Genomic DNA, 25,898 nt, shown 5'->3' with positions numbered 1-25,898 from the left:
GTTTCTGTCGTTAATTCAGACCAAATGCGCGCAGCATGGTATTGAGTTTGACGCCAGTTTCGCGCCACTCGGATTCGGGTGAGGAGTCGGGAACAATGCCCGCCCCCGCAAACAGGCGCACCCGATCGTCGCTGACCGTGCCGCAGCGAATGGTGACAACCCACTCACCGTTGCCACGATCGTCACACCAGCCGACGATCCCGCCGAATAGCCCACGATCGAAAGGTTCAAGCTGTTCTATCAGATCTCGGGCAACCAACGTTGGTGTCCCGCACAGCGCAGGCGTCGGGTGCAGCAGGCAGGCGAGCGACAATGCGTTCTCCTGCGCGTCCTGGACTTCACCATTAATCGGCGTCGAGAGGTGCCAGAGCGTCGCGGTGCTCAGCAATTCAGGGGAAGACGGGATATCCAGGGCACGGCTGCGGCTCTTCAGCACCTTACCCATCCCTTCAGTGACGATGCGATGCTCATAAAGGTCTTTACCAGACTCAAGCAGCGCGCGGCTGACTTCCCTATCCTTTTCCGGATGGCTCTCTCGGCGGGTGGAACCGGCCAGCGGATTGGAGTGGAACTTATTGCCGTGTTTACGCAGCAGCAGCTCCGGGCTCGCACCGATCAGCGCCCCCTTCTCGAGCGGGACATGGAAGTGATAGCCGTTTGGATTCTGACTGACAACCCGACTCAGCAGCGCCGGACGCGCCACCGGCTCACAGGTTTTTATCTCGAGCAGACGCGACAGCACCGTTTTGTCCAGCTTTCCGTCGTTCATCGCCTGCACCGCATCGCTGACCATCTGCATAAACACGTCTTGCCCAGGCAATTCGTTTTTGGTGAGGATCTCTGGCAAAGAAGATTCGGCCTGCGTGGCGATGGACATCGCGGCATCGCGCGCGAGCCAGCGGGTCTTCTGTGGCACGAAAAGCGCCGAAGGTTGGCGTTTATCGAAGGGAATCGCGCCGCACAGTACAGGGTGTTTTATGCCTGCCGCACGTGCGTCGGAAAAAGCGGCCTCAATGGCCTGCTGGAACTTGCCACCCATAACGTCGCCATCGGCAGCAGGTTCTGAAATTTTGACCAGACAACCTTCCGTACTAAGACTTCGGTATGGCGAGGTAAAGAAAAAGCCCGAGGTAGGGGAAAGTTCGGCAACGTTTACGCTTTCAAGGTCTTGCTGCCCATCGGCAAAATCGAACGTTTTCAACACAGTATCCATCTGTATAATCCTACGTGATATAATGATAATTCTCATGATAATTATTATCATTTGTATTTAAACATGTTTAAAGTACGTTATGCATTTATCAGTGTCAATGCGCGAGAATTCAGTCCGGCACGATTCATCCGCTCTGGTATTGCTCGCAACCGACTGAAACCGGCAGTTACTCACATTTAAGGTTTTGAAAATGAAGTGGACAGGTTTTCGCCAACTGGCAGTAATTTTTGGAGTATTTTTTACTTTAACGGCTTCGGCCCACGCCGCTGACGGTTGGCCGAGGGAGATTAAAACCTCGCGGGGTACGATTACGCTCCAGCACGCTCCACAGCGCATTGTTTCCACCAGCGTGACCGTGACCGGCACGCTTTTGGCTATTGATGCCCCCGTTGTTGCTAGTGGAGCGACTAGCCCAAACACGCGAATCGCCGACGCTCAGGGTTTTTTCCGCCAATGGGGTGACGTCGCCAAACAGCGCGGCGTGCAGCGCCTGTATATCGGTGAACCCAATGCTGAAGCGATCGCCGGAGCTGCGCCGGATCTGATCGTCGTGGCCGCCACCGGCGGTGACTCGGCGATAAAACTTTACGACCAGCTGTCGGCCGTTGCGCCGGTATTGGTGGTCAACTACGACGATAAAAGCTGGCAGGAGCTGGCGCAGGAGTTAGGCCAGGCGACGGGCAAGGAGGACCAGGCCGCCAAAGCGGTTGCCCGCTTTGACGCACGTGAGAAAGCGGTGAAGGCGAGCATTCACCTGCCGCCACAGCCGGTTTCTGCCTTGGTTTATCGTCCAGACGGTAAAGCGGCCAATCTGTGGACACCGGCTTCCCCACAGGGGCAGATGCTGCAACAGTTGGGCTTTACGCTCGCACAACCGCCGGCCAATGCTGCTAGCGGCCAGTCGCAGGGCGTGCGTAAGGATATCCTGCAGTTAGCAGGGGAAAATATGGCGGCCGGCCTGAACGGCAAAACGCTGCTGCTGTTTGCTGGCGATAAAAATGACGTGCAGCGTGTGGAAGGAAACGTGTTCTTGAGCCACTTGCCTGCGGTACAAGGCAAGCAGGTCTATGCGTTAGGTGATGATACTTTCAGATTGGATTACTACAGCGCCAGCAATGTGCTAACGCAGTTAGAAAAACAGTTTAGCAGTCACTAAAACTGCGCAGCGGGCCGGAGTTTGACGCTGGCCCGCGGTTAACGTTACTTCACCGAACGCGTCAGATTTTGAACCGCTCCCACCTCGCCCTGGCTGACGTTGCGCAGTGCACGCATAAAGAAGGCCAATACGATGCCAGCGATCGCCGCACCCAGCCCAAAACTCGCCGAGCTAACGGCGGGCAGCATAATAGACCCCATCGAGCCAAGCAGCAGCGCGCCCAACGCATCACCCGTGACGTTCTGCGCCGTCCATAATCCGTTGATTCGTCCTAAATACTCATCTGGCGTCAGGCGCTGAATCAGCCCATATTGCAGCAAAGAATTGATGGCGCTCAGATAACCAAAAATCACCAGACACAGCAGCGCAGTGCTATACCACGGCATCAGGCTAAACAGGCCGACGGCAATAAATGAGGCAATGGCGGTCATCAGCATCATCCAGCCGGGACGCGCCACGCCGGCCACCCGACCGCTAGTAAAGGCACCAATGGCCGCCCCCAAAGGAACCGCTGCATACATTAATCCCAGCCGCGACGGGTCAACGTGCCATTGCCCGGAAAGCGCCGGATAGAGCACGCGAACCGCGCTGGCCATCGTCAAGAGCGCACCAATCAGCGCCACCATGCCGATAATCTTGTTCTGCAACAGGAAGCGGAATCCGCTCATCAGCGCCCGCAGCGGATGTTCCCTCGGCTGCGGCGGCGGTGCGAGCTGCGGCAATTGCAGGATAGGCAGCAACGTCAGCAGCGTGCCGAGCGCCGCCAGACCATAGTTCCACACTACGCCGCCGCTGGCGATGATCAGGCCGCCGATGGCAGGCGAAAGGATCGAGCCGAAGCGCACGGTCAGCATGTTCAAGGCCCCCGCCTGCACCAGGTTCTCACGCCCCACTAGCGCAGGCGTTGCGGCCAGCAGCGCGGTCACGCCCACTGCGCCAAAGAAGCCGTCCCAGACGGACAGGAAATAAATAACCGCCAGCGAAGGAGAAGGCATGGCAGCGTTAACGCACAAACCGACAAAACCGAGACCGCAGGTGGATCGGGCAAAAAGAATCAACCGGCGGCGCTCGTAGCGGTCGGCCATGACGCCGCCCATCAGCAGCCCGACAAACATCCCGCTCCCCGCCAGCGTTACCGCCAGCCCCACCAGCAGGGTAGAGCCGGTTAACGCCTGTATCTGCACCGGCAGAGCAATGCCGAGCAGGCCAAGCGCCAGAATAGAAATAAAGCGTGCACAGAATACTGACCGGAAGTCAGGGTGCGTTTTCAGTAAACTAAAATTCAATAAAATAGAGGGCTTATCCATGCAAGTTTTTATACCAAAAGTCATTTGAATCGTAGCCAAAATGGCGGTGTAGCGGATCCGCAAGCGTGGATGCTGCAACAGATCGATGAGTCATGCTAACATATACAAATACAAGCGATAACGATAATAAATATCATTAACATTACATCATTGGTTCGAATCGATGGACCGTTTCGATAAAAAATGGATAGAGCTTATGTCTCGGCAGACCCATGCCACCGCACTTAATACCTCACCGCCTTCTTTCCTTGTCTCACGCCAGCTGGGTGGTATTTTCGTGGCTCTCCTGCTGCTCCTTTTGATGATAGTTCTCAGCCTGTCAGTGGGGGAAAAATCTATCCCCTTTGATACGGTCATCACAGCGTTAAAGGGGCAATGTGGCAACGCCGACTGTGTGATAGTGCTCGACGCTCGTCTGCCGCGCACGCTAGCGGGCATTCTGGCGGGAATGGCGCTCGGGCTTTCAGGCGCGCTGATGCAGATTCTCACCCGCAATCCTCTGGCCGATCCTGGCATTCTTGGCGTCAACTGGGGTGCCAGCTTTGCGGTAGTTATCGGCATCGCCTTTTTTGGCGCCACCGATATCAACCACTATCTGTGGTACGCATTTGGCGGTGCGATGATAGCGACACTGCTGGTCGCGGTGATAGGTGCGCTAGGACGCGGACTCATCAATCCTGTCCGTCTCACGCTGGCCGGTGTGGCACTCGGCGCGGTGCTCGAAGGCATGTCTTCGGGTATTTCGCTGCTTAATCCACAGGCCTTCGATCAGCTGCGCTTCTGGCAGGCCGGTACCCTCGACATACGCAGCATGGCCGTTATCCGCACCGTCGCTCCGCCCATTCTCTTTGCCAGCCTGCTGACGCTGTTGATGAGTCGTTCGCTTAATAATCTGACCCTGGGCAGCGAATTGGCCACCGCGTTGGGCACGCGCATCGCTCTGACGCAGCTCACCGGCCTGCTGGCGATAACTTTGCTTTGTGGCAGTGCGACGGCCGCTGTCGGCCCGATAGGCTTCGTCGGTCTGATGATGCCGCACATTGCCCGTCGTCTTTCGCGCGCCAATCCGCGCTGGATGCTGCCCTGGACGTTGGTGCTGACGCCGTCGCTGCTGCTGGCCGCCGACCTGCTGGGTCGAATTCTGGTGGTGGGCGAGATGCGGGTTTCAGTGGTTACCGCCTTCATTGGCGCGCCGATGCTGATTTGGCTGGTACGCCGCCCTGACGGACTGAGCCGAGGATGAGCATGGATCCCGCCCTGAACTCACCGCGTTTGACGCCCCCAAAATCACGCCTCGCACGCCCGCTGCTGACCGCCTTCGCGCTGCTGCTGGGCTGCGTGTTGTTAGCCGTCTACGCGCTTGGCAGCGGCACGCTCTCGCTCAGTGCCCATCAGGTGATTGATGCACTGCGCGGTGAAGGCCCGAAAAATCTGTCGGTTATTGTCACCCAATGGCGTTTACCCCGTGTCGCAATGGCCTTGGTTCTGGGCGCAGCACTGGGCATTAGCGGTGCCATATTTCAGTCACTGATGCGAAATCCGCTCGGCAGCCCCGACGTCATCGGCTTTAACACCGGTGCTTACAGCGGTGTGCTGATCGCTATCGTGTTGTTCAACGGCAGCATCAGCGAAATAACCGCCGGTGCCATGGCGGGAGGCATCCTTACTGGCCTGCTGATTTACTGGCTGGCGTGGCGTAAGGGCGTGCAGACTTTCAGGCTGATCGTGGTCGGCATTGCCATTCGCGCCCTGCTGATTGGCACCAATACCTGGCTCATCATCAATGCCTCGCTGGAGTCGGCGCTGACCGCCGGTTTATGGAGCGCCGGCTCGCTCAACGGCATCACCTGGCAGAAGAGTCTCCCTGCGATCGGCGTCATCGTTGTTGCCGTGCTGCTGGCGCAAATGCTGTGCAGAAGAATGCGGCTGCTTGAAATGGGCGACGACACGGCCTCTGCGCTTGGCGTACCGGTCGAACGTTCGCGCCTGCTGCTGTTGCTGACCGGGGTTTCGCTGACTGCTGCGGCGACCGCCGTCGCCGGACCGATTTCATTTATCGCGCTGGTTGCCCCACAGATTTCTCGCCGTCTGTGTGCCAATCAGCAACAGCCGCTGCTCTTTGCGGCGTTGACCGGAGCTCTACTGCTGCTGGCCGCCGACGTCACCGCCCAGCGCCTGTTTATGCCCTACCAAATACCCGTTGGCGTGCTTACCGTCAGCCTTGGCGGCATCTATCTGATTGTATTACTCATTCGGGAGTCACGACGCTAATGAGCACTGCACAGTTTTCCCCGTTACGGGCAGAAAATCTCACCCTCGGTTATGAGAAAAAGGTGGTCGCACGCGATTTGTCGGTCGCTGTCCCTGAGGGCAAAGTCACGGTCATTATCGGCCCCAACGCCTGCGGCAAATCGACTCTGCTGCGTACCCTGAGCCGCCTGATGCAGCCGCAAAAGGGCGCGGTGTGGCTGAATGGAAAAATGATCGGTGAGATGCCGACCAAAGAGGTCGCCAAACAGCTGGGCCTGCTGCCGCAAAATTCGACCGCACCGGGAGATATCAGCGTGGCAGATTTGGTCGCCAGAGGGCGTTATCCACATCAGAATCTCTTCAGCCGCTGGCGAGCGGAAGACACACAGGCGGTCGAGGAAGCGATGCGCGCCACCGGCGTGTATGAACTTGCCGACAGGCTGGTCGATAACCTTTCCGGCGGCCAACGCCAGCGCGTCTGGATAGCGATGGTGCTGGCGCAGCAGACGCCGCTGCTGCTGCTCGACGAGCCGACAACCTGGCTGGATATCGCACATCAGATTGATTTGATGGAGTTAATGTGCAGGCTGAATCAGCAAAACGCGCGTACGCTGGTCGTCGTCCTACACGATCTTAATCACGCCTGTCGCTACGCGGGCCATCTTATCGCCATGAAAGACGGCAAGATTGTCGCAGAGGGTGCACCGGCGGATATTGTCACCCCAGAACTGATAGAGCAGGTGTTTGGCCTGCGCTGTCATATCATCGACTGTCCGATTTCCCATACCCCGCTGATCATTCCACTGGGCCACGGCAAATAGGTAAAAACAACCCCGCACCAGGCGGGGTTGTTTATTCTACAGCGCACGCAGCAGCCGATTCAGCATCGGCCCCAGCACCTTGAAGGACGCCGGAGAAACGATATCTACATGCGCGCAGTCCAGCTCATGAACCCGTAAAGCATCCACGTAGCGAGACCACGTCTGCTGCACGTCCATCCCCTCTTGCAGAGTACGTTTCGCCACAAACAGAGTCGCCTCGCCGTTAAAGCGCGCCGTGTGGGTCGCCGAAAGCAGCCGTACTGAATCGGCGTAATTGGCCTCGATCTTGTCGAACATGCCGTGCTTGTCGCCGGCGTCGTCTGGATCCAACGCCTCTTCGGAGACGGCAATAAACTGCTGCCTTTCGCGCTGGATCTCCTTGAGCACGTTGTCATCAAACATGACGTCCCAGTTCTGGGTTTCCGGCGGATAGGTGTCCAGCAACCCAAGAAACGCCACCTCTTCACCCCGTGCCTGAAGGCGTGCCGCGATACCCTGCGCCAGCGTGCCACCGAGCGAATAGCCGATGAAGTGATAAGGCCCGTGCGGCTGCACGCTCAGCACGGTTTGCAGATGCGCGTCGCACACTTCGTCCATATTCTGACTGGTGCATAGCGGGCCATCCGGATGCGGCGACTGGATGCCGACCACCGACCACTGCTGGTCGATATAGCGTGGCAACACGCTGAACTGCCAAGAGAAACCGGATGCCGGATGCAAACAAAACAGCGTGGGTCCGGTGCCGCTGCGCAGCGGCAGTAGCGCCTCGAATCCACAGTTATCGGCTTCAGCCTGACTCTGCTCTTCGCTCAGTAACGCCGCAAGCTGTTCAATTCTGGAGGCCACCATAATCTGCCCTACCGTGACCGGTCTACTCAGCTCGCGGCGCAGTTGGGCGGCGAGGCGCATCGCGAGCAGTGAGTGGCCACCGAGTGCAAAAAAGTCATCGTCGGCGAACACGGTTTCACGGCCCAGCAACGCTGCAACCGTTTCGGCTACCATCGTCTCCAGTCCCGGCTCCGGCTCACGTCCCTGGGTCTGCTGCGCAGATTCCGGCTGCGGCAGGGCTTTACGGTCCAGTTTACCGTTGGCGCTCAGCGGCAGCGTCGGCAGCTCGACCAACGCCACCGGCACCATATGCGGCGGCAACAGGCCGGTTAGCGCCTGGCGCAGCGCCTCGGGATCCAGGCGCACGTCGGGCTGAGCAACCAGGTACCCCACCAGCTGGCGAGAATCGCCGCCGGTCGCATCCTGCCCTACGTGACCCAGGGTCAGGGCATGCGTCACCGCCTGCGCGATGCCAGGCAATGAGAGCAGCGCATGGTCTATGTCGCTCAGCTCGATACGCTGTCCACGAATTTTGAGCTGGAAGTCGCTGCGCCCGAGGTACTCTACCGCGCCGGTCGACAACCAACGCGCCACGTCACCGGTGCGATACATGCGTCCACCGTTGCCCTGTGGGTCGGCTACGAAACGGCTGGCAGTCAGGTCAGGGCGCGCAAGATAGCCGTGTGCCAACTGCACGCCGGTCAGGTAGAGGTCACCCGCGACGCCCGGTGGTACCGGCTGGAGGCGGGCATCGAGAATACGCAGACCGGTGTTCCAGACCGGCAGGCCAATCGGCACATTTGCCCCGCTGACGGCGGCCAAGGCCTCGCCCCACGCAGGATGCCAACTCACATCAACGGCGGCCTCGGTCGGTCCATAAAGATTGTGCAGCGCGACTCCAGTCCGACGCTGCCACAGGCGGCACAGCTCGGCCGGTAACGCTTCGCCGCTGCAAAATACCTGACGCAGCGAGGCACATTGGCGCACTGCGTCCGGCTCTTCCAGCGTGCTGACAAACGCGGCCAGCATCGAGGGAACAAAATGCATCGTGGTCACGCGGTGAGAGGCGATCAGTTGCTGAAGCAGCTGAGGATCGCGATGCGCTTCCGGCGGGGCCATAAACAGTTTTGCGCCGACGATAAGCGGCCAGAAAAACTCCCAGACCGAGACGTCGAAGCTGCTCGGCGTTTTTTGCAGTACGACGTCGTCACCGTTCATCGGGTAGTGGTTTTGCATCCACAGCAGACGGTTTACGATAGCCTGGTGACCTACCACCACGCCTTTAGGCCTGCCCGTCGACCCTGAGGTAAAGATGAGATAAGCCGGATGATGAGGCGAAGCGCCCTTAAAACTCTGAGGTAAATCTGAGCTTATGCTGAGAGGCGCGTCGTACAGCATCACGTTGCCGAAGCTGGCGAAGCGAGGCAACTGGCTGTTGTCGGTAATAATCAGACGCGGCGAGGCGTCCTCCAGCATCATCGCCAGACGATCGTCAGGATAACTGGTGTCCATCGGCAAGTAAGCAGCCCCGACCTCGACGATTGCCATCAGCGCCAGCGAAAGGAATACGGATCGCGGCAACGCTACGGCGACGATATCTCCGGGTTGAACGCCCTGTTCCACCAGCCTTTGCGCCAGAGCAAGGGTCTGTTCGCGGGTCTCGCGATAGGTAAAATAATGCTGCTCATCGGCGAGCGCCGGGCTGTCAGGGGTTTTCTCGGCCTGTTGTGCCAGAAGACGGCTAAGGGTGTTTTCCTCGACCGGGAAGGCGGTGTCGTTGACGCGAGCCAACAGCGCATGGTCATCGGCGCTCAGCATATTGGCATCGCCAACCCGCAGCGCGGGGTTGGCAGCAAACTGTTCGAGCAGCAGCGGCAAGCGTGCCAAGTGGGTAGCCAGCTCGTCCGCCTGATAACGTTCGCCGTTGGCGAGCAAGTCGACGGTAAGCTGCCCCGTCTCATCGATATAAAGCGCAATCTCCAGGTCGCGAACCGGTCCTGATGCCAGCTCGTGCGTGACACCCTCCATGCCGTTGAAATCGAGACGGAAATCGAACATCTTGAAGTTAAAGACAGTGCCATAAAGCGGCTGGGCATCGCCGATACTGCCGACGTCGCGCTGGATCTGCTCGGCGTCGTAGCGCTGATGACGACGCGCCATCTTCAGCTCACGCGCAATCTCAGCGGCCACCTCGACCAAGGTATTCTGTGGTGCGACGTTAAACGCCATCGGCAGCACGTTGATAACCGGTCCGGTGGCGCAGAGCGCGGCGGATCCCATGCGGCGCATAAAGATAAATCCGGCACCAAATTCGTTTTGCCCGCTCAACCGTGCGACCCACAGCGAAACCAGCGCTAACGCCATGTCTGAAGGCGTTAATCTGTGCGCCTCACCGGCCGCAATGAGCTGAGAAAACGGTTCGTGCGAACAGGCCTGAGACAGGCGGAAAATATGCGTCGACGGCGTCTGACCGGCCAATGGCTGCGGGCTGACGCTGGCCGCAGGCGGCAGCTGACGTGCCTTTTCAAGCCAGAACTCCCTGTCGCGCTGACGGACGGAGGATTGCTCATACTGCTGATACTCTTCCACGACCTCGCGGAAAGCCACGAACGGCGTCTCCTCGGGCTGTTGCTGCTGACACAGGGCGGTATAGAGATGAGCGATGCGGCGAGCGATGGCGGTGAAGCTGTAGGCATCCACGATCGCATGGTGGTAACGCTGGTACCAAAACCAACGATCCTCCCCCACGCGGATCAGTATGTGGCGCAACAGCGGCTGTCCGTCGGCCACACGCAGAGCGCCATTGAGATCCTGACGCATCAGCGCGATCGCCGCCGACTCCTGACTTTCAGCAGTTTGCTGCCCGGATGCCGCTTTTGACCGCGCACGATCGTAAAGATCGACCCACTCCACGGCAGGGATCGTCGCCGTCGCGTCAAACCACTGCATCGGCACGCCGTCTTGCTCTTCAAAACGCATACGCAGCGTGTCAGCCTCCGCCAGCCCCTGAGCAATGGCCTCACTCATGTGCTCGCGCTCGAGCGAGCCGGTCAGCTCGATATAGTGAGCAACGGCATAGGCGTTATCGTGGGGAGAAAGTTGATCTGCAACCCAGATACCCGGCTGTGCGGCCACCAGCGGCATCATATCGCGGCTGGAAGAATGTGGTTTTGAACTCTGTTTGTTTGGCGTCTCAGCCTTCACTGGCTGTCGCTTCGAAGTCACGTCTTGCACCCTAAGTACTCCTGATAAATAGCTTATGAAGCGGCGCGCTGCGAGGCGGGACGCATATCCTGCCAATGGCTTTCCAGCCAGCTGATACAATCAGCGCGCAATGCCGGCCCAAAAATCGGCTGCCAGCCCGCAGGAATTTCGCTGAAATCCGGCCACAGGCTGAACTGCTTCTCCTCGTTTTCCAGGATCAGACTGCGCTGATTTTCGTCATCGAAGGGGTTAAGCTTTTCCATGCTGAGCTCCTGACTTGATTGAATTTAATGAAAAAGAGAGAGAGGGCTGACGAGCGATGAATTTCTCGGCCCAAAGCGCCTGCAGGCCGTCAACCAATCCACCGCGCCAGCACAGCGCGTCGTGTCCGCCTTCAACGATGCGGTAATGCACGCTGTGATTGGAGTCCTGCAGAATGTTGACCAGGCTGTCGTTCACCTGATGAATCAGGCCTTCATGCCTACCGGCCTCCATAAATATTCTGAGTGCGGCGTTCTGCCCCAGTCCCTGCTGCACCTGTTTTGGCAGCCAGCAGGCGTCTTCGGGCACCGTGTGGCGCTGCAGCATATCGCGACGCGGCCACCAAAATGAGCCGGACTGTGCCAGCACGCAGCCAAAGCGTTGCGGCCAGTGAAGCGCGGCGTACAGCGACGACAGCCCGCCAAAGCTTTGCCCTGCGACTACGGTTTTGGACGGGCTGCGCGTATGAGGCGCCAGGCTCGCGACCTCCGGCAGCAGCTCTTCCTGCACGGCTAACCAGAAATCAGGGTTGCAGGTGAGCTCTTCGCTGCGGTGCTGGGTGTCGATCGCCTCAATCAGCACGTACACCGCTTCGGGCAATTTTCCCTGCGCCGTTTGCTGCATCAGCGGTTCCCAAATCGGCATTTTCTGCGACCAGAATTGGCCGTCGAGCAGGATAGCCAACGGGCGCGATGCGGGGTTCTCACTTTCACCGGTGGTATAGATCCACACCTTGCGCTCATTGCCAAGACGAGAGCTATTCCACTGATAACGCTGTATTTTAGCTGGCGGTGCGGGCATACAGAGTCCGCTGGAGGTGGCGTAACAGTCAAAATCTTGCCAGGCAGGCTGGGCAGGTGCATCCGGCAGGCTTACGCCGGAAAGCGCGTGGCCCTTCGCACCGGGCCAGCTGCGAGTTGGATTCAGTAGATCATGGCTCGCGCTGGCAAAAATGCTTCTCCACCAGCTGCGCACCGCAAACATACGGCCGAACGCATCTTCTGCATCATCGGGAACACCGCGGTCCTCGACGCTCGGGATAAAGCTGTAGCTGCCGCGCCAGTCGGATTTCAGTTCGATTTGCCAGTGCCAGACGTCGGTTCCACTCAGGCGCTGTAGGCTTTGAGGCGGCGATGACTGATGGTGATCGGTAAGACAGTTAATGTTGATCCAGACCCGTTTGTAGGCGGAGGTAAATTCACTCCCCTGCGGATCGCGCCAGAAGAAGGTGACTTTGCATCGCCCCTCACCGGAGGGCTCTATCCAGGGCGTACCCCGTCGAGCGACTTCCAGCCACCAACCGCTGCTCCCTGCATGCTTGCTGTTTAACAGCGTTTCGCTCGCTGATGTCGACAGCCTGTCTAAACAATCTGGTTTCAAAACAATTACTCTTGTTATGATTCAAAAACATTAAACGGTACAGAGAATAGTATTGATAATTATTTTCATTTGCAATAGCGTGTAACCAACCATGAAAATAACGGCGTGATGTTTTGTGCAGGATTGACGCTAACGCGGGTAACTTGCTGGCAGTGTTAGTTTTTGAGGGGATATTGTTAGGCTTAATTCTGACTCCGCGTACCAAACACACGGAGTCAGTCGAGGCGAACCTATTGGCTCATCGCAGATTTTTTCTTCATTTCATCTTTCTTCATCTTGCCTTTAGACATCGAATCTTTGGACATAGAATCTTTGGACATAGAATCCTTAGACATCGCGTCTTTAGACATCCCCATACTGTCTTTCTTGACCACTGGCTTTTTCATCGCATCCTCAGCGTGTGCGCCCATCATGCCCAACATCAATGTTGAAGAGATCAAAACAGCGATTAACTTTTTCATAGTATTTCCTTCTAAGGTAAGAAAATGCACGGAGTGTGCAGGGTCATTCAGAATTCGTCTTTAGCTACCGCCAAACCAGTTGTACCCCTGATCCTCCCAATATCCGCCGGGATAGGCGTTAGTCACCTCAATCACCTTGATATGTTTTGGATTCTTGTAGCCAAGCTTGGTCGGCATTCTTAATTTCATAGGGAAGCCATACTGACGCGGCAAAATCTGACCGTCATAAGTCAATGCCAGCAACGTTTGGGGATGCAGCGCAGTCGCCATATCAATGCTGGTGTAATAGTCATCAGCGCATTTGAAGCTCACGTATTTAGCATTGAGATCCGCACCGACCAGCTTCAAGAAAGTTGAAAATGGAACCCCTCCCCACTTACCGACTGCGCTCCAGCCTTCTACACAGATATGACGGGTTATCTGGCTGACCTGAGCCATCTGATAAAGTTGAGTCAGCGACCAACTGGATTTGTCCAATACATTGCCCGCTATCTGCAGACGGTAAGTCTGGGCATCCACCTCTGGAGCCTCCTCTTCGCCGTAAAAGGCGTTAAAAGGAAAGGGGCGAGTTATCATCGATTCGGCATATTCCGGTGCCAGACGATCCGCGCCAAAGAGCCACGCCTGTACTCTGTCGTTAAAGCCGGAAATTGCAACCAAGGCCTTTTCCACACTGCTGTTATCGCTGATATCACAGCCCGTGAGCATCACCATCCCGCCAAGCGTCAGGCCCTGTCGCAAAAAATGGCGGCGGGAGGTTGACCCGAGCTTACGAGCAATCAAGCGCTGAGCCTCATGGATCACGTCCTGCGTATCGGCATTCGGAATAATGATTTTGCTGTCTTTTTTTCTCATGATGGCCTCAGCGTCCGCGCAGCATTGCCAGTAATGTTCTGGGTACCAACATCACCATAATTAAATGGACGGCGACAAAACCGACCATCGCTGACATGGCAAAAAAGTGTACGTAGCGAGCAGCATCAAACCCGCCCATCAAGGTTCTTAATAATGGAAACTGCACCGATTTCCACACCACCAGCCCGGAGACCACCAACAGGACGCCATCTGCCATGACGAACAGATAAGCAACGCGCTGCACCGTGTTGTAATGACGTAAATCGTTGTGCGCCAGCTTGCCTTTCACGGCGGCAAGAAGATCGTCCCACAGTGCGCGCGGGGTTACCGGAAAGAATTTTTTCTGTAATCGGCCGGTGGCAACGTTCATCAGGAGATAAAAAAGGCCGTTTATGCCGAATAACCACATCCCGGCAAAGTGCCATTGAATGGCGCCCCCCAGCCAGCCGCCGAGCGTTATGGTTTTCGAAAACTCAAAGTCGAACAACGGCGAGGCGTTATAAATTTGCCATCCGCTGGTGACCATAATCAATATTGCCAACGCATTGATCCAATGCGCTAAACGCAGCCATAAGGCGTGGATATTTTGCTGTCCTGCGGGCAGTAAAGGTGTGGTATGCAGTGCCATCATGCACTCCCTGACTCAGCGGTTTCGATGGGGAGAGTATTAAGCCGATTTGTTCCCCAAGACCTCACGCAAAGTTAAATAAAATGTGATAACTCCAACGGATGACCTTGTGTAGACTGCAAGGTAATGCACAGGTTTTAACCACCTCAGGGCCAGTAATGGAAAAGAATAAAAAGATCCTGATTGTCGAAGACGACAGTAATATTGCTGAACTTCTGACGCTTCATCTCACTGACGAAGGTTATGAAATAACCCATGCGCCCGATGGCAATCTGGGCGTCGCGCTGCTGGAAAAAGGGGGATGGGATGCGTTAATTCTCGATTTAATGCTGCCGGGCATCGACGGGCTCGAGATTTGCCGTAGGGCGCGCAATATGACGCGCTATACCCCAATCATCATAATAAGCGCACGCTCGAGCGAAGTGCATCGCGTACTCGGGCTGGAACTTGGGGCCGACGACTATCTCGCCAAGCCATTTTCTATGCTGGAGTTGGTTGCTCGCGTTAAAGCATTATTCCGCCGTCAGGAAGCGATGGGACGTAATCTGCAAATGGATGCAGGCACGCTGAGTTTTAAAGGGCTGGTTATTGATCCCATTTCCAGAGAAGTGCTGCTTAATCAGCAGAGTATCGAGCTCACACCTCGCGAATTCGACCTGCTTTATTTCTTTGCCAGGAATCCAGGAAAAGTATTCTCACGCCTCAGCCTGCTTAATCAGGTATGGGGCTATCAGCATGAAGGCTATGAGCATACGGTGAACACTCATATCAACCGCCTGCGCATCAAAATCGAGGCCAACCCTGCCGAGCCAGAAAGGATCCTGACCGTATGGGGTATGGGCTATAAGTTCATGCTCTCCAGCGATGAAAACCAGGGGTAAACCGTGAAAAATATGACGCTATCGCAGAGGTTAACGCTGGTTTTTATTGTGCTGCTGGTCGCCTGCGGCTCAATCTCAGGGTATTTGCAGGTACGGTCGAGCAATCAATATAGCCAGGCGGTTATTCAACGCCTTTCGCAGAATCTGGCCAAACACATCGCCGAGAGCAATCCCCTGCTGAGTCAGAACGGATTAAATAATGCCTCGGTGCACACGCTTTTCGATCAACTGATGGCGGTCAACCCCAGCGTTGAGGTTTATCTCCTCGATAAACAGGGAAAAATTATTGGCGATGCGGCACCCAAAGGGTCAGTAAAAAGGACGCAGGTCAATTTGCAGCCGGTGCAGGCGTTATTGCAGGGTGCCAAAATGCCGGTCTATGGCGACAACCCACGAAGCGCAGACAGCGCTTCACTCCAGGTCTTTAGTGCCGCCCCACTGATCGACAATGGGCAGGTGCAGGGGTACGTCTATATCGTATTATTGGGCGACGAGGTTACCGCGTTGGATAAAGACGCCCAGTTTCACTGGGCCGTGCTGATGGCGGTGCGTTCAATGGGGCTGGTTATTTTATTTGGATTGGTGGCCGGTGCCATCGCCTTTCGTTGGGTGACGCGTCCCATCCGCCGATTGACCGAGCAGGTCAGCAATCTGGACAGCGGCGGGATGGAGGCTGTGCAACAGCTATCTAAAACGATTGCCTCCCCCCAAGGCCCGCGTGACGAGGTTTTTCTGCTGCAACAGGCGTTTATCAAGATGGCCAAGCGCATTGACGAACAGTGGCAAAGGCTCACCCGTCAGGACCAGCAGCGGCGGGAGTTTATCGCCAACATCTCGCATGATTTGCGTACCCCGTTAACCTCCCTTCATGGTTATCTGGAAACGCTGTCGGTCAAATCAGAGCAGCTAAGCGACGAGGAGCGAAACCGTTATCTGAACATTGCGCTGGTGCAGAGCAGAAAGGTTGGCCGTCTAGCTCAAGAGCTTTTTGAACTGGCGCGCCTCGAATATGGTGTGGTCAAACCGCAAAAAGAACCCTTTTCGATGGGCGAGTTGGTTCAGGACGTGTATCAGAAGTTTGAGCTCACCGCAGAGACACGTCATCTGATCCTTCGTGCGGATATCTCGCCAGGCATCCCTTTGGTGAATGCCGACCTGGCGTTGATAGAGCGTGTTATGACTAATCTGCTGGATAACGCCATTCGTTTCACCCCCGATTACGGCACCATTGAGATTCGTCTCTGGCAGCAGAAAGAGAAGGTAGTGGTTCAACTTAACGACAGCGGACCGGGCATTGCCGCAGAGCTGAAAGAAGACTTGTTCATTCGCCCCTCCATTTTGAGTACCGGTCGAAAACGAGCCGGCGGCTTAGGCTTGATGATCGTAAAACGAATACTCGAATTACACGGCAGCAATATTGCGCTGATTGAGCAGCCCGGCAAAGGTGCCTGTTTTGAATTTTCGGTGCCACTTTAACGCCGATGTTTTATGCATTGTATAAGTGCCGTGAATCATTTTGATTGAGGAAGTGCAACGAATAAGCGATGGTAAGTCTCCCTTATACGTCAGGAGAGACGACGATGGATACGCCTTCAAAAACGTTGCTAGCTCAGCCACTTAACCCAGGCGAAACGATTGGATTTTTTTCGCCCTCTTCCCCTGTCACCGTCACCGCCCCGAACCGGTTTGCGCGCGCCAGGCAGTTCGTTGAGAGCAAGGGCTTCAGGCTAAAAGCGGGACAGCTGACGCATAAGGCAGACTTCTACCGCGCGGGATCGATACAGGAGCGGGCAGAAGAGCTGAATCAGCTGCTGCGCGATCCGCAGGTACGCTGCGTGATGTCGACTATCGGCGGCATGAACAGCAATTCGTTGCTGCCCTACCTCGACTATGAGGCGATTGAGGCCGATCCTAAAATTATTATCGGCTATTCGGACACCACCGCGCTGCTGCTCGGCATTTATGCCCAAACGGGGCTGATTACTTTTTACGGTCCCGCGCTGGTCGCCTCCTTCGGCGAGTTTCCTCCTCTGGTTGATACCACCTGGGATTCCTTCGCACAGATACTGGTCACGCCACCCGCCTTGCCTTACGCCTATCCCTTACCGCCTTTCTGGAGCGACGAACGTCTCAACTGGGATAACCTGGTGCCCGAACGTCCTAAACAGTGCTATGACAACGACTGCCGCTTCCTGGGTAACGGGAAAGTTTCCGGCAGAGTGCTAGGCGGCAATTTGAATACGATGTCTGGTATCTGGGGCAGTCCGTATATGCCGGAGATCGGACAGGGCGATATTTTATTGATTGAAGACAGCCTGAAGGATATTGCGACCGTCGAGCGTGCGTTCTCTCTGCTGAAAATTAACGGCGTTTTCGACCGCGTTGCCGCCATTTTGCTGGGAAAACACGAGGGATTTAATGATTCCGCTACCGGGCGTCGTCCGGTAGACGTATTACTTGAGGTGCTCGGTGACCGCGTTCCTCCCCTGGTCGATGGCTTTGACTGTTGCCACACACATCCGATGCTGACTCTCCCGTTAGGCAGCCAAATTCAGATCGATTTTGAGAGCAATAAGATTGAATTAATTTCACCTTATCTTATTCATCAATGACCGTTGATTAACGAGTCACCACTTTGCGTGATCTGCCACCCAAAACCTAAACAAAGCCCGGGTGCAAACTACAATTAACCTTTGATTGACATAGTATTAACGTATTCCTAAGGAGAAAAATGATGAGCCAATCCCACAAGCATCCTATTCCTGCGTCTATTGCAGAACGAACTCTGATCACACCCGAGAAATATCAGCAATATTATCAACAATCTGTGCAGGATCCTGAGGCATTTTGGGGCGAGCAGGCTAAAGTGCTGGACTGGATCAAACCTTTCACCCTAGTAAAAAACACCTCGTTTGCACCGGGCAACATCGATATTCGATGGTTTGAAGACGGTACGCTGAATCTGGCCGCAAACTGCCTCGACCGTCACCTCGCCGAACGAGGGGATCAGGTCGCTATCATCTGGGAAGGCGACGATCCGAAGGCCGAGAACAAATTTGTGACCTACAGGCAGCTGCACGAAGACGTGTGTAAATTTGCCAATGTATTGAAAGACCATGGCGTGACCAAAGGTGACGTGGTGGCTATCTATATGCCGATGGTGCCTGAAGCTGCCGTCGCGATGCTGGCCTGTGCACGCATCGGCGCGGTGCATTCCGTCATCTTTGCCGGTTTCTCTCCGGAAGCCGTATCTGGCCGTATTATCGACTCTAACGCCAAGCTGGTCATTACTGCCGACGAAGGCCTGCGTGCCGGTCGCACTATTCCACTGAAGCAAAACGTCGATGACGCGCTGAAAAATCCTGCCGTCGTCAGTGTGACTAACGTGATTGTTTACCAGCGCACCGGTAAGAAAGGTGAGTGGAAAGAGGGGCGGGACCTGTGGTGGCATGACGTTATCGCCAACGCTTCGGCTGAGTGTCCACCGACCGAGATGAAGGCTGAGGATCCGCTGTTTATCCTTTACACTTCCGGCTCGACCGGCAAGCCAAAGGGTGTGCTTCACACCACCGGCGGTTATCTGGTTTATGCCGCCCTGACCTTCAAATACGTCTTCGACTATCACCCTGGCGACGTCTATTGGTGTACGGCGGACGTGGGCTGGGTAACAGGCCACAGCTACCTGCTGTACGGCCCACTGGCGGTGGGCGCGATTACGCTGATGTTCGAGGGTGTGCCAAACTATCCGACCACCAACCGTATGTCTCAGATAGTTGATAAACATAAGGTTAACATTCTCTATACCGCTCCGACCGCCATCCGCGCACTGATGGCAGAGGGCGATAAAGCCATTGAAGGCACCAGCCGCAGTTCGCTGCGTATTCTGGGGTCGGTGGGTGAACCCATTAACCCGGAAGCCTGGGAGTGGTATTACAAGACTATCGGCAACAGCCAGTGCCCTATCGTTGATACCTGGTGGCAGACCGAAACCGGCGGTTTTATGATCACCCCACTGCCGGGTGCGACCGAGCTGAAAGCCGGTTCGGCGACCCGTCCATTCTTCGGCGTGCAGCCTGCGCTGGTCGATAACGAGGGCAATCCGCAGGAAGGTGCAACCGAGGGTAATCTGGTTATCACCGATTCCTGGCCGGGACAAGCGCGTACGCTATTCGGCGACCACGAGCGCTTCGAGCAGACCTATTTCTCAACCTTCAAAAATATGTATTTCAGCGGCGACGGCGCGCGTCGTGACGAAGACGGCTATTACTGGATAACCGGCCGCGTTGATGACGTGCTGAACATCTCCGGTCACCGTCTGGGCACGGCGGAAATCGAGTCCGCGCTGGTTTCACATCCAAAAATTGCCGAGGCGGCCGTGGTTGGCTTCCCACACAGCATCAAAGGGCAGGCTATTTATGCCTACGTCACGCTGAATCACGGTGAAGAACCGTCGCCAGAGCTCTATACCGAAGTGCGTAACTGGGTACGTAAAGAGATAGGGCCGATCGCCACACCGGATATTCTTCACTGGACCGATTCATTACCAAAAACCCGCTCGGGCAAGATTATGCGTCGTATCCTGCGCAAGATTGCCGCTGGCGACACCACTAACTTCGGAGATACTTCTACCCTCGCCGATCCTGGCGTGGTCGATAAACTGCTGGAAGAAAAACAATCAATGAAAGCGTCGTCATAATTTTCACCGCTTCAGCGCGGTGAACTCAATCAATGCCTCATAGGAGTGGTGTAGATGAATGATCTCATTTATCAAAAGGTTGAAAGTAACCCGCGCTTTAAAGAGTTGGTGCAAAAACGCAGCCGGTTCGCCTGGCTGCTTTCTGGCATTACGCTGTTGTTGTACGTTGCTTTCATCTTTCTTATCGCCTTCGAACCCGGGTGGCTGGGCACGCCGCTGTATGCCGGTGCGACCATCACCCGTGGGATCCCGGTTGGCGTAGGGCTGATTGTTATCTCTTTTGTACTGACCGGAATCTATGTGTTTCGTGCCAACGGCGAGTTTGATCGTCTGACGGCCGATATCATCCGTGAGGTGCAACCATGAACGCGCGTCGTCTGGGCGTTCTGGCCTCTCTGGCGTTGAGCTCTACCGCCTGGGCCGCTGAGGGCGTTGGCGGTGAAGTTAAACGGCAGCCGCTCAACGTTGAAGCTATCATCATGTTCGTGCTGTTCGTGGGCGCGACGCTGTATATCACCTATTGGGCTTCTAAACGCACCCGCTCTCGTCAGGACTATTACACCGCAGGTGGGCAGATTACGGGCCTGCAAAACGGTCTGGCTATCGCGGGCGACTTTATGTCTGCCGCATCTTTTCTTGGCATCTCCGCGCTGGTTTACACCTCGGGATATGATGGACTTATCTACTCAATTGGTTTTCTGATTGGCTGGCCGATCATTCTGTTTCTTATCGCCGAACGTCTCCGCAATCTGGGCAAGTATACTTTTGCTGACGTAGCCTCCTACCGCCTGAAGCAGAAACCGATTCGTACTCTATCGGCCTGCGGCTCGCTGGTTGTCGTCGCACTGTATCTGATTGCACAGATGGTCGGTGCGGGTAAGCTGATTCAACTGCTGTTCGGGCTGAACTATCTAGTGGCCGTGGTATTGGTCGGTATTCTGATGGTGCTGTACGTTCTCTTTGGTGGCATGCTGGCCACCACTTGGGTACAAATCATCAAGGCCGTGCTGCTACTGGCGGGGGCAACTTTCATGGCAATTATGGTCATGAAGTCGGTCGGCTTTAACTTTAATACGCTTTTCTCTCAGGCGGTTGCCGTGCATCCGAAAGGGGTAGCGATCATGAGTCCGGGAGGGTTGGTATCTGACCCGATATCGGCACTGTCCCTCGGGCTGGCACTGATGTTTGGTACCGCTGGCCTACCGCATATACTGATGCGATTCTTCACGGTGAATGATGCCAAGGAAGCCCGCAAAAGTGTGTTCTATGCCACTGGTTTTATTGGTTATTTTTATATTTTGACCTTTATTATCGGCTTCGGTGCTATCGTGCTGGTCAGCGCCAATCCTGCCTTCAAAGATGCCAGTGGTGTCCTGCTCGGCGGTAACAATATGGCAGCGGTGCATTTGGCTAACGCGGTTGGCGGCAGTTTCTTCCTCGGTTTTATCTCGGCGGTGGCCTTCGCGACAATTCTGGCCGTTGTCGCTGGATTAACGTTAGCAGGCGCTTCTGCGGTTTCTCATGACCTTTATGCCAGCGTCATGAAGGACGGTAAGGCAACTGAATTAGCCGAGCTGCGGGTGTCGAAATCTACCGTAGTGGTGCTGGGTTTCGTCGCGATCGCACTGGGTATTTTGTTTGAAAAACAGAATATTGCGTTTATGGTCGGATTGGCGTTCTCAATTGCGGCAAGCTGTAATTTCCCGATTATTTTACTGTCGATGTATTGGTCCAAACTGACTACGCGCGGGGCGATGATTGGAGGCTGGTTAGGGTTGCTCACTGCGGTCATTTTGATGATCCTTGGCCCGACAATTTGGGTACAGATTCTGGGCCACGCCAAGCCAATTTACCCGTATGAATACCCTGCACTGTTCTCGATGATTGTTGCTTTTGTCGGCATCTGGTTCTTTTCGATTACCGATAAATCGGCAGAAGGACAGCGGGAAAGAGAGCTTTTTTGGCCGCAGTTTGTACGTTCTCAGACCGGTATTGGCATTTCGCAGAGCAGTAAGCACTAGATAACGCCCAAAAATTCTCCAAAAAAGAAGCCCTCAGTCGCGAGACTGAGGGCTTTTTGTTCTTTATTTGATGGCTGGCAGTTTATGCATGACTTCGCCATACCCCCTTCGGGCCGCTGCAAGCAACAAAAAAACCCCAGTCTTTCGACTGAGGTTTCTCTGTTTATTTGATGCCTGGCAGTTCCCTACTCTCGCATGGGGAGACCCCACACTACCATCGGCGCTACGGCGTTTCACTTCTGAGTTCGGCATGGGGTCAGGTGGGACCACCGCGCTACTGCCGCCAGGCAAATTCTGTTAATTTACCGAACTCTACGCTTTGTTTCTGGTGCTGATACCCAGAGTCGAACTGGGGACCTCACCCTTACCAAGGGTGCGCTCTACCAACTGAGCCATATCAGCATACTAATCTACAACAACATCGTGCTGGTCAAATCACAGCGAGATGTTTAATTTGATGCCTGGCAGTTCCCTACTCTCGCATGGGGAGACCCCACACTACCATCGGCGCTACGGCGTTTCACTTCTGAGTTCGGCATGGGGTCAGGTGGGACCACCGCGCTACTGCCGCCAGGCAAATCTTGGTGCATGAAACGAATCTTTTACCCTGCTGCTGCGTTGGCTGCCTTCGCGCAATGCAGTCACATACCCTCGTATGCTCCTTTATTACACTCTGTTGCCGCCTGGCTTCAGCGCAAAATCTTTCGTTCCCGCGAATACTTTATCTGGAAGTCGCTGAAAAATTTACTTTAGTCTTGTGTCTCTCTAAAACACCTTCGGTGTTGTAAGGTTAAGCCTCTCGGGTCATTAGTACTGGTTAGCTCAATGCATCGCTGCACTTACACACCCAGCCTATCAACGTCTTAGTCTTAAACGTCCCTTCAGGGAGCTCGAAGCTCCAGGGAAGACTCATCTTGAGGCAAGTTTCGCGCTTAGATGCTTTCAGCGCTTATCTTTTCCGCATTTAGCTACCGGGCAATGCCATTGGCATGACAACCCGAACACCAGTGATGCGTCCACTCCGGTCCTCTCGTACTAGGAGCAGCCCCTCTCAATCTTCCAACGCCCACGGCAGATAGGGACCGAACTGTCTCACGACGTTCTAAACCCAGCTCGCGTACCACTTTAAACGGCGAACAGCCGTACCCTTGGGACCTACTTCAGCCCCAGGATGTGATGAGCCGACATCGAGGTGCCAAACACCGCCGTCGATATGAACTCTTGGGCGGTATCAGCCTGTTATCCCCGGAGTACCTTTTATCCGTTGAGCGATGGCCCTTCCATTCAGAACCACCGGATCACTATGACCTACTTTCGTACCTGCTCGAGCCGTCACTCTCGCAGTCAAGCTAGCTTATGCCATTGCACTAACCTCACGATGTCCGACCGTGATTAGCTAACCTTCGTGCTCCTCCGTTACTCTTTAGGAGGAGACCGCCCCAGTCAAACTACCCACCAGACACTGTCCTCACCCCAGATTATGGGGCCGAGTTAGAACATCAAACATTAAAGGGTGGTATTTCAAGGTTGGCTCCACGCAGACTGGCGTCCACGCTTCAAAGCCTCCCACCTATCCTACACATCAAGGCTCAATGTTCAGTGTCAAGCTATAGTAAAGGTTCACGGGGTCTTTCCGTCTTGCCGCGGGTACACTGCATCTTCACAGCGAGTTCAATTTCACTGAGTCTCGGGTGGAGACAGCCTGGCCATCATTACGCCATTCGTGCAGGTCGGAACTTACCCGACAAGGAATTTCGCTACCTTAGGACCGTTATAGTTACGGCCGCCGTTTACCGGGGCTTCGATCAAGAGCTTCTCCTTGCGGATAACCCCATCAATTAACCTTCCGGCACCGGGCAGGCGTCACACCGTATACGTCCACTTTCGTGTTTGCACAGTGCTGTGTTTTTATTAAACAGTTGCAGCCAGCTGGTATCTTCGACTGTCTTCGGCTCGGGAAGCAAGTTCCTCCACCTAGCGACAGCGTGCCTTCTCCCGAAGTTACGGCACCATTTTGCCTAGTTCCTTCACCCGAGTTCTCTCAAGCGCCTGAGTATTCTCTACCTGACCACCTGTGTCGGTTTGGGGTACGATTTAATGTTACCTGATGCTTAGAGGCTTTTCCTGGAAGTGCGGCATCAACTACTTCATCACCGTAGTGACTCGTCATCACGCCTCAGGGTTACAGTAAACCGGATTTACCAGGTCTACACCCCTACACGCTTAAACCGGGACAACCGTCGCCCGGCTAGCCTAGCCCTCTCCGTCCCCCCTTCGCAGTAACACCAAGTACAGGAATATTAACCTGTTTCCCATCGACTACGCTTTTCAGCCTCGCCTTAGGGGTCGACTCACCCTGCCCCGATTAACGTTGGACAGGAACCCTTGGTCTTCCGGCGTGCGGGTTTTTCACCCGCATTATCGTTACTTATGTCAGCATTCGCACTTCTGATACCTCCAGCAAACCTCACAGTTCACCTTCTACGGCTTACAGAACGCTCCCCTACCCAACAACGCCTAAGCGTCGCTGCCGCAGCTTCGGTGCATGGTTTAGCCCCGTTACATCTTCCGCGCAGGCCGACTCGACCAGTGAGCTATTACGCTTTCTTTAAATGATGGCTGCTTCTAAGCCAACATCCTGGCTGTCTATGCCTTCCCACATCGTTTCCCACTTAACCATGACTTTGGGACCTTAGCTGGCGGTCTGGGTTGTTTCCCTCTTCACGACGGACGTTAGCACCCGCCGTGTGTCTCCCGTGATAACATTCTTCGGTATTCGGAGTTTGCATCGAGTTGGTAAGCCGGGATGGCCCCCTAGTCGAAACAGTGCTCTACCCCCGAAGATGAATTCACGAGGCGCTACCTAAATAGCTTTCGGGGAGAACCAGCTATCTCCCGGTTTGATTGGCCTTTCACCCCCAGCCACAAGTCATCCGCTAATTTTTCAACATTAGTCGGTTCGGTCCTCCAGTTAGTGTTACCCAACCTTCAACCTGCCCATGGCTAGATCACCGGGTTTCGGGTCTATACCTTGCAACTTGACGCCCAGTTAAGACTCGGTTTCCCTACGGCTCCCCTATACGGTTAACCTTGCTACAAAATATAAGTCGCTGACCCATTATACAAAAGGTACGCAGTCACCTAACAAGTAGGCTCCCACTGCTTGTACGTACACGGTTTCAGGTTCTATTTCACTCCCCTCGCCGGGGTTCTTTTCGCCTTTCCCTCACGGTACTGGTTCACTATCGGTCAGTCAGGAGTATTTAGCCTTGGAGGATGGTCCCCCCATATTCAGACAGGATGTCACGTGTCCCGCCCTACTCATCGAACTCACAATTCATGCGCTTTTGTGTACGGGACTATCACCCTGTACCGTGCGACCTTCCAGACGCTTCCACTAACACACAAACTGATTCAGGTTCTGGGCTGTTCCCCGTTCGCTCGCCGCTACTGGGGGAATCTCGGTTGATTTCTTTTCCTCGGGGTACTTAGATGTTTCAGTTCCCCCGGTTCGCCTCGCATGGCTATGTATTCACCATGCGATAATGTGACGTATCACATTGGGTTTCCCCATTCGGGTATCGTCGGGTATAACGGTTCATATCACCTTACCGACGCTTTTCGCAGATTAGCACGCCCTTCATCGCCTCTGACTGCCTAGGCATCCACCGTGTACGCTTAGTCGCTTAACCTCACAACCCGAAGGTGTCTTATAAACTCGTAAAGAGTGACAACATTCGAGGCTGCGATTATTTGAGAGACTCTAATACAGGTGCGCATAACTCAATACTTCTACGGAGAGTTATGTTCAGCTGTATCATTTCAATTTTTCAGCTTGTTCCAGATTGTTAAAGAGCAATATCTTAAACACGACTCGTTAAAGTCATCTTTAAGATAAATTCTGACCCGCTAAGGTACAGAGTGATAATGTCTTTC

General features: G+C 55.0%; 18 protein-coding genes, 1 tRNA gene and 3 rRNA genes. 10 read left to right on the top strand and 12 right to left on the bottom strand.

Annotated elements, in window-relative coordinates:
• Positions 1-10 precede the first annotated feature (10 nt).
• Positions 11-1,213 carry an isochorismate synthase gene (locus O1V65_RS20525; RefSeq protein WP_269129978.1) on the bottom strand — a complete coding sequence of 401 codons (1,203 nt, stop codon included), beginning with the start codon at positions 1,211-1,213 and terminating at the stop codon, positions 11-13.
• 190 nt (positions 1,214-1,403) lie between these two features.
• Between O1V65_RS20525 and fepB the strand changes: the two genes are divergently transcribed.
• Complete coding sequence (gene fepB / locus O1V65_RS20520; protein ID WP_017493036.1) at positions 1,404-2,369, top strand: Fe2+-enterobactin ABC transporter substrate-binding protein; 966 nt, start codon at positions 1,404-1,406, stop codon at positions 2,367-2,369.
• Positions 2,370-2,413: 44 nt separating this feature from the next.
• Here the strand turns inward: fepB and entS are convergent, their stop codons facing one another.
• Entirely contained in the window at positions 2,414-3,676 is a 1,263-nt protein-coding gene (entS, locus tag O1V65_RS20515; protein WP_269129977.1) for an enterobactin transporter EntS, read from the bottom strand.
• Positions 3,677-3,872: 196 nt separating this feature from the next.
• Here entS and fepD point away from each other — a divergent pair, with 196 nt between their 5' ends.
• The 3 genes from fepD to O1V65_RS20500 are packed head-to-tail and all read left to right on the top strand — an operon-like array spanning position 3,873 to position 6,747.
• Positions 3,873-4,919 carry a Fe(3+)-siderophore ABC transporter permease gene (gene fepD, locus O1V65_RS20510; protein ID WP_017493034.1) on the top strand — a complete coding sequence of 349 codons (1,047 nt, stop codon included), beginning with the start codon at positions 3,873-3,875 and terminating at the stop codon, positions 4,917-4,919.
• Positions 4,916-5,947, top strand: a complete 1,032-nt coding sequence (gene fepG / locus O1V65_RS20505; protein ID WP_017493033.1) for an iron-enterobactin ABC transporter permease — start codon at positions 4,916-4,918, stop codon at positions 5,945-5,947. The genes fepD and fepG overlap by 4 nt, the downstream gene beginning before the upstream one ends.
• Positions 5,947-6,747: an ABC transporter ATP-binding protein gene (locus O1V65_RS20500; protein WP_017493032.1), complete on the top strand. Its 801-nt coding sequence runs from the start codon at positions 5,947-5,949 to the stop codon at positions 6,745-6,747. The genes fepG and O1V65_RS20500 overlap by 1 nt, the downstream gene beginning before the upstream one ends.
• A gap of 36 nt (positions 6,748-6,783) precedes the next feature.
• On the opposite strand, the gene O1V65_RS20495 is transcribed toward O1V65_RS20500, so the two are convergent.
• The 6 genes from O1V65_RS20495 to O1V65_RS20470 form a co-directional block, all read right to left on the bottom strand.
• Complete coding sequence (locus O1V65_RS20495; protein WP_269130536.1) at positions 6,784-10,719, bottom strand: enterobactin synthase subunit F; 3,936 nt, start codon at positions 10,717-10,719, stop codon at positions 6,784-6,786.
• Positions 10,720-10,832: 113 nt separating this feature from the next.
• Positions 10,833-11,042, bottom strand: coding sequence for an MbtH family protein (locus O1V65_RS20490; RefSeq protein WP_017493030.1), 210 nt, complete (start codon positions 11,040-11,042; stop codon positions 10,833-10,835).
• Entirely contained in the window at positions 11,029-12,420 is a 1,392-nt protein-coding gene (gene fes / locus O1V65_RS20485; RefSeq protein WP_084912667.1) for an enterochelin esterase, read from the bottom strand. Before fes ends, O1V65_RS20490 begins: the two co-directional genes overlap by 14 nt.
• Positions 12,421-12,650: 230 nt before the next feature.
• Positions 12,651-12,881 (bottom strand): pentapeptide MXKDX repeat protein, encoded by a 231-nt coding sequence (locus O1V65_RS20480; protein ID WP_017493028.1) that lies wholly within the window; start codon positions 12,879-12,881, stop codon positions 12,651-12,653.
• Positions 12,882-12,941: 60 nt separating this feature from the next.
• Positions 12,942-13,736 (bottom strand): molybdopterin-dependent oxidoreductase, encoded by a 795-nt coding sequence (locus tag O1V65_RS20475; RefSeq protein WP_084912666.1) that lies wholly within the window; start codon positions 13,734-13,736, stop codon positions 12,942-12,944.
• 7 nt (positions 13,737-13,743) lie between these two features.
• A complete protein-coding gene (locus tag O1V65_RS20470; RefSeq protein ID WP_017493026.1) occupies positions 13,744-14,364 on the bottom strand; it encodes a cytochrome b/b6 domain-containing protein in 621 nt (206 codons plus the stop codon).
• Between the two features lie 158 nt (positions 14,365-14,522).
• Here O1V65_RS20470 and O1V65_RS20465 point away from each other — a divergent pair, with 158 nt between their 5' ends.
• The 6 genes from O1V65_RS20465 to actP all read left to right on the top strand — a co-directional run bounded on the left by O1V65_RS20465 (position 14,523) and on the right by actP (position 21,962).
• Positions 14,523-15,245, top strand: a complete 723-nt coding sequence (locus tag O1V65_RS20465) for a response regulator transcription factor (RefSeq protein WP_269129976.1) — start codon at positions 14,523-14,525, stop codon at positions 15,243-15,245.
• Positions 15,246-15,248: 3 nt separating this feature from the next.
• Positions 15,249-16,721, top strand: a complete 1,473-nt coding sequence (locus tag O1V65_RS20460) for a sensor histidine kinase (RefSeq protein ID WP_084912665.1) — start codon at positions 15,249-15,251, stop codon at positions 16,719-16,721.
• A gap of 104 nt (positions 16,722-16,825) precedes the next feature.
• Entirely contained in the window at positions 16,826-17,857 is a 1,032-nt protein-coding gene (locus tag O1V65_RS20455; RefSeq protein ID WP_227955670.1) for a S66 family peptidase, read from the top strand.
• Positions 17,858-17,979: 122 nt separating this feature from the next.
• On the top strand, positions 17,980-19,941 hold the full coding sequence (gene acs, locus O1V65_RS20450) for an acetate--CoA ligase (RefSeq protein WP_017493022.1): 1,962 nt from the start codon (positions 17,980-17,982) through the stop codon (positions 19,939-19,941).
• A 54-nt stretch (positions 19,942-19,995) separates the two neighbouring features.
• The gene (locus tag O1V65_RS20445; RefSeq protein ID WP_017493021.1) at positions 19,996-20,307 is read left to right on the top strand and encodes a DUF485 domain-containing protein; all 312 of its coding nucleotides are present in this window, start codon (positions 19,996-19,998) and stop codon (positions 20,305-20,307) included.
• Positions 20,304-21,962, top strand: a complete 1,659-nt coding sequence (gene actP / locus O1V65_RS20440; protein WP_017493020.1) for a cation/acetate symporter ActP — start codon at positions 20,304-20,306, stop codon at positions 21,960-21,962. The genes O1V65_RS20445 and actP overlap by 4 nt, the downstream gene beginning before the upstream one ends.
• A gap of 172 nt (positions 21,963-22,134) precedes the next feature.
• Here the strand turns inward: actP and rrf (O1V65_RS20435) are convergent.
• The 4 genes from rrf (O1V65_RS20435) to O1V65_RS20420 form a co-directional block, all read right to left on the bottom strand.
• Positions 22,135-22,250 (bottom strand): 5S ribosomal RNA (gene rrf, locus O1V65_RS20435).
• 38 nt (positions 22,251-22,288) lie between these two features.
• Positions 22,289-22,364 (bottom strand) — tRNA-Thr (locus O1V65_RS20430).
• Between the two features lie 57 nt (positions 22,365-22,421).
• Positions 22,422-22,537, bottom strand: a 5S ribosomal RNA gene (gene rrf, locus O1V65_RS20425).
• Positions 22,538-22,748: 211 nt separating this feature from the next.
• Positions 22,749-25,654: ribosomal RNA gene (locus O1V65_RS20420) — 23S ribosomal RNA — on the bottom strand.
• Positions 25,655-25,898 lie beyond the last annotated feature (244 nt).

The organism is Rouxiella badensis (assembly GCF_026967515.2).
In the GTDB taxonomy this organism is placed as follows: Bacteria; Pseudomonadota; Gammaproteobacteria; order Enterobacterales; family Enterobacteriaceae; genus Rouxiella; species Rouxiella badensis.
The sequence above is the reverse complement of the archived record's forward strand: the minus strand, read 5'-3'. Positions and strand labels throughout refer to the sequence as shown.